Raw genomic sequence first — 15,964 nt, 5'->3', positions numbered from 1 at the left:
TAGAGTTTTAGGATCCCTATAATTTTAATAAACCCAAAGATCGCTGTAACTCAACATACAGCACCTTAAGGTGATATACCGACTGTAAATAGTTGATTTTACCTTGTGTCAGGGCCAATTCGGCATCGGTTAACTCCAGTCTGGAACTTAATCCGTTTTGATAACGGTCGTTCATCATGGTATAATTTAACTCTGCCGCATCTACCGTTGTTTTTTGAATATGGAGCTGTGCATTGGCTTCCTTCCACCTGCTGATGATGGCCGCCAACTCCGCATTCATTTCTTCCTTCACATCATTTAACCGGATGTTTTCCTGCCGTACTTTAATGCGGGCCTGATTGATCTGCGCATTGGTACGGTTTCCGTTAAAAATCGGTACAGTAACCTGAAATCCCAGAAATGAAGTGCGGGGTACCGTATAACTTCCTAAACTCAGGTTATCAGCCTGTGACTGCAACTGGTACTGTCCTATAATAGAAGCCTGGGGCAGGCGTTCTGCTTTGCTGACAGACAATTGCTTTTCCTGCTGTTCAATAGAAAGTTTTTGCAGTCTGATATCATGGCGATTCAATTCAGCGGTTTTTAAAGCCTGGTCCAACGTATAAAATTCCGCCTGATCCTGTTCCACATTCAGACTGTCAGTCGGCTTAATTTCTACAGCCTCATTTAAACCTATCAGCCTTTTTAACTGAATCCCACTGACCTCGATGTTGTTTCTCAGATAGGATATCGATGACCTTAAATTCTCAACTGCGATATAGCTTCTCAAGGTGTCTACTTTCAGGCTTCTCCCCTGCGCAAACAATGCTCTGGTATCTACCAGGGCCCTGTTATTCCGCGACAAGCTTTGCTGTTGTAAACTGAGCTGGCTGTTCATTAACAGCAGGTCAAAATAACTGGCTGAGATCTGAAAAGCCAACCGGCTCTCCAGGTCAGTTGTTTTTTCTTTCTGAATCTTTTCATTGAGCTCAGCGGCCTGCTTTTGGCGGCGCGCATTTTCCATAAATACGGGCTGATTTAAGGATAAAAACCCATTGAAAGCATTCTTCCCTCCCACTGCAACATCCTGGACAGGATTAGTGGTGCCGGCAAATGTGCCCGGAAGAAAGATTACCTGGCGGTCGAAGTAACGGGAATAGCCCGCAGTTGCCGAAATACCGGGTAGTAACCGACTCTTCGTTTCCCGGGTAATCTCCTTATAACGAATCTCTTCCAGCGTTTGTATCTGAAGTTCTTTATTGCCCTTTGCGGCCATTGCTAATGCCTCCGCAAGACTTAACTCTCTTTCCTGGGCATGTAAAGCTTTGCCCGAAAACAGAAGCAGCAAAGCCAGTGGTATATTTAAAATTTTCCTTTTCATTATAATTGTTTTAATAGGTCAGCATGCGCTGATTCCGTTTCCTCATTTTCTTCTTCAACCACTTCTTTACGCTTGGTTCCTGACAGGTAAGAATAAACCGCAGGGATAATAAACAGGGTAAGAATCCCCGCAAAGGTCAATCCGCCTGCAATTACAATTCCCAGCGACTGACGGCTGTTCACCGTAAGGGCAATTGGCAAGGCACCAAATATCATCGCCAGAGAGGTCATCAGAATGGGACGGAAACGAGATACCGCAGCTTGTATCGCCGCATCATATTTTGAAAGTCCTTGTTCTTTCAAATGATTGGCAAATTCTACGATCAGGATACCATTTTTAGTAATTAATCCCACCAGGGTGATGATTCCGATCTGGCTGAACACATTTAAACTCTGGTCAAACCAGTATAGACTCAGGATTGCACCTGTTACGGCCATCGGCACGGTAAGCATGATAATGAGCGGATCACGCAGACTTTCAAATTGTGCGGCCATGATCATATAAACCAGCAACAGGGCCAGAATAAGTGTAGATGCGATATTGCCCTGACTTTCTTCGTAATCTCTGGACTGACCCGCTAAACTCGTTTTGAAGTTTTCGTTCAATACTTCCTTTTTGATGCGTGCCATCTCTTCAATACCAGCTTCCAGACTTACACCTGGTGCTAATCCGGCAGAAACAGTGGCAGAAGTATATTGGTCATAGCGATAAATCGCAGCCGGACTGATACCTTCATCAATCGTCACCAGATTATCCAAAGAGATCATTTGCTGATCAGCGGAACGAACATAAATGGAACGAAGATCACTGATGTCGTTCCTATTCTTGCGTTCTACCTGACCGATCACTTCGTATTGCCTGTCTGATCGCAGGAAATAACCATAACGCTGGCCAGAGAACGAAAGCTGTAAAGCTCTTGAGATTTCCTGCACAGAAACGCCCATTAAGGCGGCTTTTTGCCGGTCTATATTGATCTTTAATTCTGGTTTATTAATTTTCAGATCGGCATCTACGAACATGAGCTTTTTACTCTGTCTTGCGGCAGCCAGAAACTTCGGAAGCACCTTGTTCAGGCTATCCAATGTTGGCGCCTGAAGTACGTACTGTACCGGCATACCACCGCCATAACGCGTACCAATTGTAGGTGGCAGGTAAGGGAATAAAAGAAAACCCTTGAACTGACCAGATGCCATGGCGTATTTATTGTATAAATCCTGGGTAGAAGCTTTACCTTTTCCAGGATCGTTCAGATAAATACTCTGGACAGCGATATTAACTGGTGCCGGCGCCGGAATAAAGGAAATACCGACCATAGAATACGTTTGATACAACCTGCTACCCGTAGAATCGTTCACAAATTTCCCGACTTCGATCATTCTCTTTTGCATGTAATCAAAAGAAACACCTTCCGGGGCAATAGCGATCAAACTCATGTTCGATCTGTCTTCTATCGGAGCAAGCTCAGAAGGGAGCTTTTTCCCAATAAAATAAATAAGACTGGCCGTACCGATTAAAAATACAGGAGCTAACCAGCGGCGTTTCATAAAGGCAGTTAATAAATTCGCATAACCATTATTTAAGCGGATAAAAAAGGGCTCTGTGTTTCTGTACAACCAGTTTGGCTTGTCGTTCTTTTTCAACAACAAGGCACTTAACATTGGCGAAAGCGTTAAGGCCACAAAAGCGGAAACCAGTACGGAACCCGATACCACAATGGCAAATTCTTTAAACAACTGGCCACTGATCCCACCCATAAAAACAATTGGCATAAATACCGCAGCCAGGGTGATGGTGGTAGAGATTACCGCGAAATAAATTTCTTTAGAACCTTTGAAAGCAGCCTGAATTGGCGACATGCCTTCTTCGATCTTTTTATAGATATTTTCCAGTACCACAATCGCATCATCAACCACCAAACCTATCGAAAGCACTAATCCCAGCAGGGTAAGTACATTGATGGAAAATCCGGCCACATACATAATGAAAAATGCCGAAAGGATGGAAACCGGAATGGCCAGTACCGGGATAATGGTAGAACGCCAGTCGCGGAGGAAAAGAAAGATAATCAGCACCACTAAACCGAAGGCTATAAAAAGAGTTTCTTCTACTTCCTTAATGGATTTACGCACAGGGCTGGTGAAATCGAAACCAACAATCAGACGATACTCTTTGGGAACTTCTTTACGTAACTGATCTAATCTGGTATGAAATTCATCCACGACCTTAATCGCGTTAGCACCCCTTTGAATCTGGACGGCAATGCCGACACCAACACGGTTTAAATTGCCGGTTTCATTGATAATTGCAGTTCGTTCGTTTTCTTCTCCCAGTTTCGCAGATCCAATATCTTTTAAGCGAACTACGGTATTACCCTCGCGTTTAATGATCATTTCATTGAAATCTTCCACCGAAGTTAAACGGCCGAGGGTACGTACACTTAGCTCATTGTTTGCACCTTCTATTCTTCCGGAAGGCAGGTCAATGTTCTCTCTTGACAATGCCTGTCGGATGTCTTCGGGCGTGAGCATATAAGCGGCCAGTTTAGCCGGGTCAAACTGTAGTCGCATGGCATACTTGTGTTCCCCAACAACGGCAACACTGTTTACGCCTGGAATAGACTGCATTCTGTCTTTTATGACCGTAGCCGCAAGGTGGCTGACTTCCCTGATGTCCTTGGTATCGCTTTCTACCTCTAAAAAGGCAACGAGGTTATCGGGTGAGGAAGCCTTTTCAACAACAGGCGGATCTACATCGGCAGGAAGCTGTTTTCTGGATTTGGCCACTTTATCGCGGACATCATTCAGCGCATCTTCCAGGTCGATATCTCTGTTAAATTCTATAGAAATCACACTTACCTGCTCCCTGGATTCAGAAGAAATTGTTCTGACGCCATTGGATTCGGCAATAGATTCTTCCATGGGTTTGGTAATTTTGGAAGCAATCACATCAGGACTCGCACCCGGATAATAGGTAACCACTGAGATCACTGGTGGTTCTGTGAGGGGATATTCCCTGACTCCTAAGTATTTCCAGCCAACAATCCCCATAACAACGATAAAGGCGGAAAACACACCCGCCAGAACCGGTTTTTTTATACTTAATGATGATAAACTCATGTCTTTAATATTTGAAATAGATTATTTGGACACAGCAGCCTGAACCGGCACACCGTCGCCAAGACGAAGAAGATTGGACACAATGACACTGTCGCCATTGTTTAAACCAGAGATGATAGTGGCTACGGTTTCAGTTCTGTTGCCAATACTGACCGGCATTGATTTGGCCGAGCCATTTTTAACTACAAAAACACTATATCCTGCTTCGCCTGGGATGAGTGCTTCAGTTGGTAAATTAATCGCTTTTGCATCTTTTGCGGAGGTCGAAAAATGGATCTTAACAGACAAACCTGACCGAAACTTTCCACCAGGATTAGCAGTGATTGCCTGTACCTGTAATGCCCTGTTTTGGGCGTTAAGGCCCGGTTCAGTCGCTTTAATGCTGGCTGACTGTTGCTGATCAGAAACTGCGGTTGTAAAATTAATTTTACTACCTGTTTTAACCAGTGGAAGGTACTTTTCCGGTACAGAGAAGTTTATCTTAATGGTACCATGGTCCTGCAGGCTCACCAGTTCCGTTCCCGGTGAAACAAAAGAACCCGGATCGACCTTTGAAATACCGATATTCCCTGAAAAAGGGGCCTTGATTTCGGTCTTATTCAGTGCTACCTGGAGTACTTCCCGTTGGGCTTCCAGCGCGTGTAATTTCACCGCTGTTTCATCGTATTGCTGCTGATTTACCGTTTCCGTTTTTAGCAGATTGGCTATCCTTTGCTCATTGAGGCGGGCTAATTGAAGCTCGGAATTCAATCCCTTTAACCGGGCTTTCAGGTCGGCATCGTTTAATTTATAAAGCAACTGGCCTTTATTGACATATCCTCCGTCCTGAAAAGCAACCTGAATAATTTTCTGTGCGATTTCACTAACGATAGCAACTTCCTGGAATGGAGCCATCGTGCCCACAATGACTTCTTCATGATTCAGGTTTTCTTCATTTACGACGATGGCATCCACGTCTAATTTGTTCGCCTCAGCACTTGCCGCAGCAGAGGGTTTTTGCGTTTTTTCCTTACTGGCCTCACAGGCAACCAGCAGCATGCTACAGAGCACAGGAAGGAAAATAACTTTTAGTTTATTTGTATCTTTTAACATGATAGGATTAATAAATGGTGGAACAAATAGTTATTTTAATGGGTACAAATCTAGGGGCATAGCCTACCCTCAGCTTTATACTATTGCGGCTAAGTGTTATAGAATTTCTGGAGGAATATTTTAAAAAAAAATGCCCGGCTAAAGGCCGGGCATTAGAGTTTTTTTATGTTTTTTATCTGATTGAGTGCTTCCTTTCAAGCTTCATCTTATTAAGATTATTCGCGCTTACTTTTCTTCATAATGGCAAGTTTGTCTCGCCTGATTCTTTTGTAATGTGCAAAATCGAATCCCGTATTTTTCTTTAATTGCCTCGACAGATAAGCCACACTGCTATAGCCAAGGGTATGAGCGATATCGGTTAAAGACTTATCGGTATACACTAAAAGTGCCTTTACTTCCTCAATTCTCTTTTGTATAATATACTTTTCCAGTGTATTACCCTGGGCAATGGAAAATATGGCGCTCAGGGAATCATAGTCTCTTTGTAATTCATCACTAATCAGCTTTGAAAATCTTACCGGGTCTCCGGTTTCAGATTGTTCGTTGATACCAAGTTCGACAGCATGTTTAATATGGCTGATCAATTGCTCATTCTTATCAGTCAGCAGCTCAAATCCATGCTTTTGTAAAACCGCTTTTACGGTTTCTTCATCAACAGGAGTTTTGTTATTCTCTTTTAAGATGACCTCGCCCAAATTTATACTCGAAACATCTAAACCGAGTTTGAATAGTTCATCGCTTAACACGGTAATGCAGCGGTTACAAACCATCCCTTTAATGAATAACTTATTGTTCTTTTTCATAACAAAAAATTTATACTCAAAAATAAAACACAGGATAAAATTGAGGTTACACTATTTAGGGAATAGTTTATAGAATTTACAACTTGTCTAATGACTTGCGCGTATTTTCTTTTATCTTTTTAAAATGAGAAGGGGTAAAACCCGTGGCTTTTTTGAACTGAGTAGAAAGATACTGGACACTACTATAACCTAATTTATGAGCAATCTCACTTAACGTAAGTTCATTGTATTCTAAAAATTCTTTGGCTCTTTCTATACGCTGCAGAATGATATATTGCTCAATAGTGATGCCTTCAATATTGGAAAAAAGTGAGCTGATGTAATTATAATCTATGCGGATCTTTTGCTGAATCAGGTAGGATAATTTAATGGTTAGATTAACTCGATCAGCCCCATGAATAATTTCAATAATGAGATTCTTGACTCTTTCTACCAGCACCATTTTACGGTCGTCTAATAACTCAAACCCCATTTCTGACAACCAATTCTTTAAATAACAAAGCTGTATGATAGAGAGATCCTCTGCTAATTCAACTTCCCCCATCAGCACCCGGACGGGTGTTACATGCATCTTTTCAAAGCCCTGTCTGACAACTGTGATGCACCTGCAACATACCATATTCTTGATTGACACCTTCATTTAAAGCAAACATAGCTTACTTATAAGGGGCAAAAACTACATAATTTCTGAAAAAACTTATATAATTTCAGCCTGAAAATCCGGTTAATCTTCAGACACCCTGGAAAGTTAAAACAGGAAATAACTGTACGAATTACAATATGATATCCCCATACTTGTCAAGGTTAGTCTGGCATTTCGGACAAGTAGTTCCACCATAAAGCATTTGCATCTTGTTCTTAGGTATCCTGATTATTGACTGTTTCGTTTTACATACAGGGCAATAAACTCTTTTGAGGTTTATCCCAAACTTTGATTTGTCCTGATTAGCTTTCCTGAAGAAAATGACCATAACAATCACTAAACCTGGATAAAGCACTAATTTCACAATAGAAATAGTGCCAATAATTAAAAGAGATTGATGTAAAATCATAATTACGAAATGCTAAGAATTTACTCTTCTTCCTGATTAACATCATTCACTGAACTATCCAGCTCAGTATCACTATCTTTCAATGCCTGATTGTATCCGATAGAATATTTAATTTTCCCCCAGGCAGTCAGCATTAATACAATATCTTCTTCTTTAAGTTCCCCGCTAACCTGGGCTTTGCAATAATCTAAAAATTCAATTTCCGTCATGATGTGTTCTTTTGTTTGACAATGGTTCTGGTAAAACAGGCGTTAAAATTCCCATAGCTAAGCCTGATATCTGGCAAATATCGCTATCTTAATCATAATTCTATACCATCAACAGATGATAAAATTATACGTCACGCTGATACTCTTGTTCTGTAGCCTTATTTCTCTGGCTCAAAAAGAAATAAAACAGTACAAAACTTACTTTGCAACCGGCAGTTACGGCGGAAAAAAGATACTTGTCTTACGACAATTTGAAGAATCAGGTCAGCACTCCTACCTCATTGTGAATCCACAGACCCTGGAAACGCAAATAATAAGCAGTAAACAGATTTCAGTAAGGCCGGTTACATTTCCAGAATTTGAAACATACCTCAAAAAAACACCCTATTATAAGGCCATTAAAACGGCGCAACAACAATCACTAAACCTTCAGGATGCAGGAATTACACATGGCTTTCCAAAGGAAAAAGGGATTACGCTTACCATAGATTTATGCCCTTCCCATAAACCATTGGACAGAAGTATTTTCAGTTCATTGATCGCTGCATTTCAAAAACAAGAGCGCCCTGTTCCTGTGGCCTTATCCCTCACCGGAAAGTTTATGCTAAGCCATAGCGCCGACATCACCTGGTTACAGGGACTTGAAAAGTCGGGAGATTTAAGTATCACCTGGACTAACCATACCTATAACCATCATTATGATCCAAAAGCTCCGTTAGCGCTCAACTTTCTGATGGAACCGGGAACTGACCTTAATTTTGAAATATTAGGGATGGAACAGGCCATGATCGAAAGGGGATTACTACCTTCGGTATTCTTTAGGTTTCCAGGTTTGGTATCGGATCAAAAGTTAGTAGACAAAGTGACCAGCTATGGTATTATTCCAATTGGAAGCGATGCCTGGCTTGCAAAAGGACAGCAGAGCCACGCAGGAAGTATTGTGCTTATTCATGGCAACGGTAATGAACCGATTGGTGTTAAGGACTTCCTCAAGCTATTGGTAGCTGAGAAAGCAACCATTAACCAGCAACAATGGCTACTTTATGATTTGAGAACCAGTGTTGAAAATGAATTCAAATAATAAAATCAGGGTATAAATTAAAACTAAAAACAGGCCTCTTGGTTATCACTTAGGGTAGGAGAAATCAGTACCAATAAAATACAACGCCAGCATTAAAAACCGAATAGCAAGCTGCATTAAAATCATAAAAGCAAAGCACATTAAAATTGACACATGGAAATTGGGATCAGTACATTTGGAGAATTACAACCTGATCGCGTAGCAGGAAAAGCAGTTAACGCGCATAAAAGGGTTCAGGAATTATTAGAAGAAGTAAAGCTTGCAGACGAAGTCGGTCTCGACGTTTTTGCATTCGGAGAGCATCATCGTTCCGATTTTGTCATTTCTGCTCCTGAGATTATGATGGCTGCGGCAGCGGCCATCACTAAAAACATAAAATTATCAAGCTCCGTAACCGTATTGAGTTCGGCAGATCCCGTACGGACTTTTCAGAACTTTACTACCGTAGATTTAATCTCCAACGGAAGGGCTGAAATTATTGCGGGTAGAGGATCATTTACAGAATCATTCCCCTTATTCGGTTATAACCTGAATGATTACGATGAACTTTTCACGGAAAAGCTAGCCTTATTACTTCAGCTAAATGAGGAAGAAATCGTGACCTGGAAAGGAAAGCACCGCAGTTCTATTGTAAACAGAGGCGTATATCCACGTCCCATCCAACCTTCAATACCGGTATGGATCGGCGTAGGTGGCACACCGGCATCGGCACAGCGGGCAGGAAAAATGAACCTTCCTATGGCAGTAGCCATCCTGGGTAGCCCACCAGAGCAATTCGTACCATTTATCAACCTCTACCGTAAATCAGCGAAGGAAGCCGGACATGATCCCGCTAAACTTCAACTGGCGATTAGTTCGCAGTTTTACGTAGCAGAAAACGCACAACAGGCTGCCGATGAGTTTTACCCATCTTATGAGCAATTGATGAACCGCGTAGGTAAAGACAGAGGATGGTCGCCGATGAGCAGACATCAATTCGATTATCTGCGTACTGATGGGCCATTGGTGGTAGGAAGTCCACAACAGGCGATTGATAAAATCATGCATCAGTATGAACTTTTCAAAAACACGAGATTCCTGGCGCAACTTGTAACCGGATCTATTTCGCACAAACAGGTATTGAAAACCATTGAATTACTGGGCACTCAGATTGCCCCGGTCATCAGAAAAGAAACCAGGGCTAAACTTTAAGCATATCTGCCTGGATCAGCATGAAAAACTACACAAAAAGCAAGGCTACCAGAGAAGATAAATAATTACGTTAAGTTGCCTTCAAAATACCGGAGGCAACTTATTTCCTCAGATGCCAGGCTTTCGGCTTCACAAAAGCGCGTAATCCCTGATGAGAAAGCGTAGCGCCAAAACCGGAATGTTTCCTGCCACTCCAGGGCAAACCTGCACTTACCCGGTCACAACAATTCCAATATCCGGAACCGGCATCAATATCGCCAAGAATCCGCTGAGCGCGATCCCCATCAGCAGAATATACCGCGGCAGTCAGACCATAATCACTGTCTTTCATTAGCGCAATCGCTTCCTGATCATCTTTCACCTTCATGATACCTATGATCGGACCGAAACTTTCTTCCCGCATCACTTTCATCTCATTGGTTACCCCGATCAATACCGTTGGTTCGAAATAATAGCCCTTCCCCGGCCTTCTTTTCCCTCCGCACAACAGTATCGCTCCTTTTGACAACGCATCCTGTACCTGATCCTCTAACACATCCAGCTGCTCCTTCCTCGTTAACGCAGCAATGTAAACGACTTCTTCTGTTGGCAAACCTATTTTCCAGGATTCTACTTCTTTCAAAAATGCAGTTTCATAAGCTTGATAAACATCTTCATGAACATAAATACGCTCCACAGCACAACAACTCTGACCATTATTATAAAACGCACCATCCGCCGTCCCTATGGCTACCGCAGCCACATCAGGCACATCATTTGCCACATATAACGGATCCTTCCCTCCTAATTCGAGCTGACAAGGCACCATTTTCTTAGCTACCCTTTCATAAATATATTTTCCGGTGCGGTAGGAACCTGTAAAAAAGTAACCATCGAAATCAAGATCCAGCAAAGCCTCCCCTGTTTCCTTCCCACCAATAGCGACCTTAAAAATGCCATCGGGTAATCCCGACTTTTCCCATAACCTTTCAATTTCAAGTCCTGTTATCGTTGCATATTCAGAAGGTTTATACAGCACAGCATTTCCGGCAATCAGTGCCGGAACAAACACATTTACGCCTACCAGATAAGGATAATTCCAGGCAGAAATATTACAAATCACACCTAAAGGCTCGTAAGAAATCTTCTCCTGAAGCGCTGCTGTATCCGTTACCAATTCTTCAGATAAATAACGTTCCGCATTATTTATCATCCAGGAAATCCGCGTTCTTGCCCCCTTAATTTCATTCCGCGACTGCTGTATTGGTTTCCCCACTTCAGCAGTCAATACCGCAGCCAAACCTTCTGTTTCTACCCCTAACAGGTCAAAAAAGCGCTGTACAACACTCAATCGTTCCGCTAAACTTTTCTTTGCCCATTCTTTTTGTGCCTGACGGAGAACCGCATATTTTTCATGCAATAAAGCAAGGCTGTCTTCCTGAACTGTCTTAATGATTTCTTCAGTAGCTGGATTTATAATGTTCATTTTCGATGGGTTCTTATTTCCTGAATAAATTGTTCTTTGATCTTTTGAGAGAAAGGCTGGATTTCCTTTTCCTCCATTCTTTCCGGATGCCATTGTACCCCAAGCATAAAGCCATGGTTCTTTTTATCCTTATACTCTAAGCCTTCCACCATGCCATTTCCTGAAACCGAATAGGCATTGATCATTAAGTTTTCAGCGAGACGATCCGGGTCTACTGCCTGATGGTGCGCACTGTTCACGATACCTTTATTCTCCATGGTAATACCGGCTAATAAAGAGCCTTCAATCACCTTCACCTCATGAACTTTATCTATTGCTCCTTTTTTATGAATTGCATTCTCCGGTTCTCCGATGTCATCAAAAACAGCGCCTCCTTCCAGAATATTGATGTATTGCATTCCCCTGCAAATGCCCAATAAAGGCAATTGTTCTGCTTTTGCAAAGGCATAAATCTGTTTTTCAAATTCATCCCTTTCCGGGGAGAACTGCGCTGGCCGGTAAGGATAATCTTCTGCTCCGCCAGAAATGGCAGGGGTCACATCGATCCCTCCTGTTAGCACAAAACCATCGCATTTCGCAATATCTTCCGTGTTTCCTTTTTCAAAAGAGAGTTCCAGCAATTCCAGATCTTCCCCCAGATCAACCGCAGTAAACCAATTCCAATAATTTTGAAAACCAGCTTCCGTAAAGCTAATTCCTATCTTTTTCCGCATGGATCAAATCATTTTTGTAATTACTAAATCTGGTACAATAAAACCTACAGCGCCTTTAAATACAAGGCTTTAAAATCCTCCCGGCTCACTGGCTTAGGGTTATTTGGGTGTGCAAAATCTGCAAAAGCGAGATCAGCCAGGGTATCAATATGTTCCATTGAAACCCCAATATCCCTCAAATGACGGGGAATACCCAACTTAGCATTGAGTTCAAAAAGGTAATTTACCACTGCTTCACCGGTTTTCTCTTTCAAGCCTAGTGCCCTTGCCATCCTGGCAAATCTATCCTCAAAACCAGCAATATTAAAGGCCATTCCGTAGGGAATATTCACTGCGTTCGCTAAACCATGATGGGTATCTAATAAAGAAGAAAGTGGATGTGCCAGAGAATGAACCACACCTAAACCCTTTTGAAAAGCGATGGCACCCATCATAGAAGCCAATAACATTTTACTGCGACTCTCCACATCTGGCTGAAGTGTGGCAGTTACCAAGGAGTCTCTAATCAAGCCAATCCCTTCCAGTGCAATTCCATCACATAAAGGATGGTAATTTTTGGCGAGGAAAGCTTCCATATTGTGAGTCAGTGCGTCCATTCCGGTCGCAGCGGTAATGTGTGGCGGTAAATCCATCGTCAACAAAGGGTCTGCGAATACAATTTTAGCCATCAGCTTCGGCGAAAACAAAATCTTCTTTTGATGCGTCTCATCATCAGAAATAATTGCACTTCTACCTACTTCACTCCCGGTACCGGAAGTCGTAGGAACGGTAATAAAATGGGGCACCTCATTCGTTACAAACACATCACCACCAATCAAATCATCATACTTGAATAAATCTTCCCGATGGTTCACCCGTAAAACGATAGCTCTGGCCACATCTAAAGCTGCACCACCACCAATTCCGATCACACAATCTCTTGAATTCTGGTCCCAAACCTCCGTTCCTTTATAAACATCACTCTTCACCGGATTTTTATGAATCTCACTGAAAACCACTACAGCGCAATGATGAGCTTCCAGATCTGCAACTATAGCGCTAAAAAAAGGCAAGGCAGCTACCGTAGGATCGGTCACCAGTAATGGCCGACTTAAGCCATTGGCTTTTAAATAACCTGGTAACTCCTTGATCGCACCAACACCAAAACGAATCGTAGTCGGAAAATTAAACTGATGTATTCTATCCAATATCATAGTGAGCGGGTTTAAATAATTTCAAAATATCTTTTCATTTCCCAGTCCGTCACGGCCTTCGCATACTGTTTACATTCCCATTCTCTGGTCAATGTGAAATGTTCTACAAACTCAGCACCGAATAAAGTAGCAGCCAAAGGCGATTCCTTCATCTTCTTTGTGGCCTCGGCTAAACTACCCGGGAGCACGCCATTGGAAATATCCTTGTAGCCATTTCCTTGTGTAATGGCTTTATCCAATACCAGATTATTTTTGATCCCGTACAGTCCGGCAGCCAGACAAGCCGATAGCGCCAGGTAGGGATTCGTATCTGAGCCCACCACCCTCGTTTCCAAACGCGTGGTTTTTGAATGACCTGGCAATGCCCTCAAGGCGACCGTTCTATTGTCGATTCCCCAGGTTAACGTGGTCGGTGCCCAGGCACCTTCCACCAATCTTTTATAACTATTAATTGTGGGCGCAATCATGGGCAAGATATAAGGCAGACAATGTAATTGTCCGGCAATATATGCCTTCATCACTGTACTCATATTCGAGGCCTCATGCTCCTCATAAAACAGGTTATGTTTGCCCTCTTTATCCCATAAACTCTGGTGCACATGACCACTGCAACCCGGCAGATTTTCATTGATTTTAGCCATAAAAGTGGCCATAATACCATGCTGATAAGCAATCTCTTTCACTGCTGTTTTAAACAATACCGCCTGATCTGCCGCCTCTATTACTCCTGCATATTTAATCGCTGCCTCATAAACACCGGGCCCCGTTTCGGTATGTAAACCTTCAACAGGAATTCCAAATTTGCACAGGAGTTCAAACAGATCGCTCATATAGCTATTTTTCAGACTGCTGCGCAGGATGGAATACCCGAACATCCCCGGCGTTAAAGGCTGCAGCTGCTGAAAATTCTTTTGATGGACAGACTCCGGAGTCTCCGCGAAATTGAACCACTCAAATTCCTGAGAAAAAAATGGCTTGAAACCCATGTCTTCTGCCTCAGCACACACCTTATGGAGCAACTGCCGCGGGCAAGCATACAAAGCCTTGCCATGTTCATCAACAAAATCACCTAAAAAAAACGGCACATCATTTTCCCATGGAATCTTACGAAAAGTCTGCAGGTCTAATTTCACCTGCGCATCGGGATAACCGGTATGCCATCCGGTATATTTGACATTATCGTAGGCCACATCGCCCATATCCCATCCAAAGGTCACATCGCAAAAGCCGAGCCTCCCTCCCAGAATAGACAGGAACTTCTCTGTTGCAATATATTTACCCCTTAAAACCCCATCAATATCCGCAACGGCTATTTTCACTTTCCCTGAGGGATGTTGTTTTACATAAGCTAAAATTTCTTCTGTTGTCATTTATCTTCCGATTTAATAGTCCTGTATAATAAAAAGGTAACCACTAAAATGGAGCAATAGATCAATCCCAGTTTAGGGTTAAAAATAAACATAGCGATGATGGATATCGTGGCTATTACTAAGGCAATGATTGGAAACAAAGGGTAAAATCGCAAACGGAAAGGGCGTGGCAATTCCGGTTCTCTTTTCCTTAAAATCATGATGGAGATCATGGAAATGATATAAAGCGTTAGCGCACCGAAGACGGAAACGATGATAATTTCAGAAGTTTTTCCGGAGAGCAGGGCAAGAATACCGATCAGCATATTCCCGATCAGGGCATTTGCCGGCGTATGAAAACGCGGAGATATTTTCCCTAAAAAAGAAGGGATATGATGTACACGGCCCATCTCGTAAGTGGAACGTCCCGCAGCCAGAATCAAGCCATGAAAGGAGGCTACCAATCCGAATAAGCCAACTGTAATCAGCAAATGATACATCAAATGATTGTTCCCTGTGATCTTCGCCAATGCCAGCGGGAGCGGTGAATCGGAAGTCTCTCCGCTCAATCCGTTTTTATAAACGATAGCTTCCCAGCCGGCAATACCTGTTGCCCCGATAAAAACCAGGACACATAAAATCGCCAGTGTAAAAATTGCCCATCCAAAGCCCCTGCTGATATCCCTTTGGGGATTCTTTGTCTCCTCGGCCACATTGGCGATCCCTTCAATCCCAAGAAAAAACCAGATGGCAAAGGGGATGGCCGCAAACACACCGCTCCAGCCGTTAGGCAAAGCATGGTGTGTCAGATTCACCATTTCAAACTTTGGCAAGGCCAGTCCGGAAAACAACAGCAATTCACCAACCGCGAAAACGGTGATGATCACCTCAAAAGATGCGGCAGCCTTCACGCCATAAACATTCAGTGCGGTAAAGATAAAATAGATGGAGATGGCACTTGTGAGAATAGGTACCTGAGGGTAGAAAGCATTAAAATAGGCACCGATGGCGAATGCAATCGCCGGCGGTGCCAATATAAATTCAACAATTTGGGCAATACCGGCTATAAAACCGATATTTTCGCCCATTGCTCTGTTTGCATAATCAAACACACCTCCTGCTTTAGGAATTGCGCAAGCCAATTCTGCGTAACTAAATGTAAACGTAATATACATCAGCATGATGACAAGGGTAGCAATCGCCATCCCTCCTGTCCCACCTTTTTCAAGGCCGAGATTCCATCCGAAATACATGCCTGATATAACATAACCTACACCAAGACCCCATAACATAAAAGGAGTCAGTGTTTTCTTTAAACCCTTAGTTGGCGTCATAGGCTA

13 protein-coding genes are annotated in these 15,964 nt (G+C 42.7%); 2 read left to right on the top strand and 11 right to left on the bottom strand.

Going from position 1 to position 15,964, the window contains the following annotated elements; translation table 11 throughout:
- Nucleotides 1-16: 16 nt before the first annotated feature.
- The 6 genes from OQX61_RS12135 to OQX61_RS12110 form a co-directional block, all read right to left on the bottom strand.
- Nucleotides 17-1,360: a TolC family protein gene (locus OQX61_RS12135; protein ID WP_265841962.1), complete on the bottom strand. Its 1,344-nt coding sequence runs from the start codon at nt 1,358-1,360 to the stop codon at nt 17-19.
- Nucleotides 1,360-4,476 carry an efflux RND transporter permease subunit gene (locus tag OQX61_RS12130; protein ID WP_265841960.1) on the bottom strand — a complete coding sequence of 1,039 codons (3,117 nt, stop codon included), beginning with the start codon at nt 4,474-4,476 and terminating at the stop codon, nt 1,360-1,362. Before OQX61_RS12130 ends, OQX61_RS12135 begins: the two co-directional genes overlap by 1 nt.
- 21 nt (nt 4,477-4,497) lie before the next feature.
- On the bottom strand, nt 4,498-5,568 hold the full coding sequence (locus OQX61_RS12125; RefSeq protein ID WP_265841959.1) for an efflux RND transporter periplasmic adaptor subunit: 1,071 nt from the start codon (nt 5,566-5,568) through the stop codon (nt 4,498-4,500).
- Between the two features lie 215 nt (nt 5,569-5,783).
- Nucleotides 5,784-6,371 carry an AraC family transcriptional regulator gene (locus OQX61_RS12120; RefSeq protein WP_265841958.1) on the bottom strand — a complete coding sequence of 196 codons (588 nt, stop codon included), beginning with the start codon at nt 6,369-6,371 and terminating at the stop codon, nt 5,784-5,786.
- A 76-nt stretch (nt 6,372-6,447) separates the two neighbouring features.
- Nucleotides 6,448-7,011: a helix-turn-helix transcriptional regulator gene (locus tag OQX61_RS12115; protein WP_265841957.1), complete on the bottom strand. Its 564-nt coding sequence runs from the start codon at nt 7,009-7,011 to the stop codon at nt 6,448-6,450.
- A gap of 432 nt (nt 7,012-7,443) precedes the next feature.
- Nucleotides 7,444-7,632, bottom strand: a complete 189-nt coding sequence (locus tag OQX61_RS12110; RefSeq protein WP_265841956.1) for a hypothetical protein — start codon at nt 7,630-7,632, stop codon at nt 7,444-7,446.
- Between the two features lie 115 nt (nt 7,633-7,747).
- Between OQX61_RS12110 and OQX61_RS12105 the strand changes: the two genes are divergently transcribed.
- Both OQX61_RS12105 and OQX61_RS12100 read left to right on the top strand, forming a co-directional pair.
- Nucleotides 7,748-8,713, top strand: a complete 966-nt coding sequence (locus tag OQX61_RS12105; RefSeq protein ID WP_265841954.1) for a polysaccharide deacetylase — start codon at nt 7,748-7,750, stop codon at nt 8,711-8,713.
- A gap of 153 nt (nt 8,714-8,866) precedes the next feature.
- Complete coding sequence (locus tag OQX61_RS12100) at nt 8,867-9,904, top strand: Atu2307/SP_0267 family LLM class monooxygenase (RefSeq protein ID WP_265841952.1); 1,038 nt, start codon at nt 8,867-8,869, stop codon at nt 9,902-9,904.
- A gap of 100 nt (nt 9,905-10,004) precedes the next feature.
- On the opposite strand, the gene OQX61_RS12095 is transcribed toward OQX61_RS12100, so the two are convergent.
- The 5 genes from OQX61_RS12095 to eat are packed head-to-tail and all read right to left on the bottom strand — an operon-like array spanning nt 10,005 to nt 15,958.
- Nucleotides 10,005-11,369, bottom strand: coding sequence for an aldehyde dehydrogenase family protein (locus OQX61_RS12095; protein ID WP_265841950.1), 1,365 nt, complete (start codon nt 11,367-11,369; stop codon nt 10,005-10,007).
- On the bottom strand, nt 11,366-12,082 hold the full coding sequence (locus OQX61_RS12090) for a gamma-glutamyl-gamma-aminobutyrate hydrolase family protein (protein ID WP_265841948.1): 717 nt from the start codon (nt 12,080-12,082) through the stop codon (nt 11,366-11,368). Before OQX61_RS12090 ends, OQX61_RS12095 begins: the two co-directional genes overlap by 4 nt.
- 44 nt (nt 12,083-12,126) lie before the next feature.
- Nucleotides 12,127-13,275, bottom strand: coding sequence for an iron-containing alcohol dehydrogenase (locus OQX61_RS12085; protein ID WP_265841946.1), 1,149 nt, complete (start codon nt 13,273-13,275; stop codon nt 12,127-12,129).
- Between the two features lie 11 nt (nt 13,276-13,286).
- Nucleotides 13,287-14,645, bottom strand: a complete 1,359-nt coding sequence (locus OQX61_RS12080; protein WP_265841944.1) for a glutamine synthetase family protein — start codon at nt 14,643-14,645, stop codon at nt 13,287-13,289.
- Nucleotides 14,642-15,958, bottom strand: coding sequence for an ethanolamine permease (gene eat / locus OQX61_RS12075; RefSeq protein WP_265841942.1), 1,317 nt, complete (start codon nt 15,956-15,958; stop codon nt 14,642-14,644). The genes OQX61_RS12080 and eat overlap by 4 nt, the downstream gene beginning before the upstream one ends.
- Between the last annotated feature and the right edge of the window lie 6 nt (nt 15,959-15,964).

Origin of the sequence: Pedobacter sp. PLR, assembly GCF_026239675.1 — a bacterium.
Lineage (GTDB): Bacteria > Bacteroidota > Bacteroidia > Sphingobacteriales > Sphingobacteriaceae > Pedobacter.
Note: the sequence above shows the minus strand (reverse complement) of the source record. Positions and strands in the feature narration are given on the sequence as shown.

Coding starts and splice junctions, on each gene's coding strand:
- OQX61_RS12135 (WP_265841962.1), bottom strand. CDS start 1,360: ATGAAAAGGAAAATTTTAAATATACCACTGGCTTTGCTGCTTCTGTTT.
- OQX61_RS12130 (WP_265841960.1), bottom strand. CDS start 4,476: ATGAGTTTATCATCATTAAGTATAAAAAAACCGGTTCTGGCGGGTGTG.
- OQX61_RS12125 (WP_265841959.1), bottom strand. CDS start 5,568: ATGTTAAAAGATACAAATAAACTAAAAGTTATTTTCCTTCCTGTGCTC.
- OQX61_RS12120 (WP_265841958.1), bottom strand. CDS start 6,371: ATGAAAAAGAACAATAAGTTATTCATTAAAGGGATGGTTTGTAACCGC.
- OQX61_RS12115 (WP_265841957.1), bottom strand. CDS start 7,011: ATGAAGGTGTCAATCAAGAATATGGTATGTTGCAGGTGCATCACAGTT.
- OQX61_RS12110 (WP_265841956.1), bottom strand. CDS start 7,632: ATGACGGAAATTGAATTTTTAGATTATTGCAAAGCCCAGGTTAGCGGG.
- OQX61_RS12105 (WP_265841954.1), top strand. CDS start 7,748: ATGATAAAATTATACGTCACGCTGATACTCTTGTTCTGTAGCCTTATT.
- OQX61_RS12100 (WP_265841952.1), top strand. CDS start 8,867: ATGGAAATTGGGATCAGTACATTTGGAGAATTACAACCTGATCGCGTA.
- OQX61_RS12095 (WP_265841950.1), bottom strand. CDS start 11,369: ATGAACATTATAAATCCAGCTACTGAAGAAATCATTAAGACAGTTCAG.
- OQX61_RS12090 (WP_265841948.1), bottom strand. CDS start 12,082: ATGCGGAAAAAGATAGGAATTAGCTTTACGGAAGCTGGTTTTCAAAAT.
- OQX61_RS12085 (WP_265841946.1), bottom strand. CDS start 13,275: ATGATATTGGATAGAATACATCAGTTTAATTTTCCGACTACGATTCGT.
- OQX61_RS12080 (WP_265841944.1), bottom strand. CDS start 14,645: ATGACAACAGAAGAAATTTTAGCTTATGTAAAACAACATCCCTCAGGG.
- eat (WP_265841942.1), bottom strand. CDS start 15,958: ATGACGCCAACTAAGGGTTTAAAGAAAACACTGACTCCTTTTATGTTA.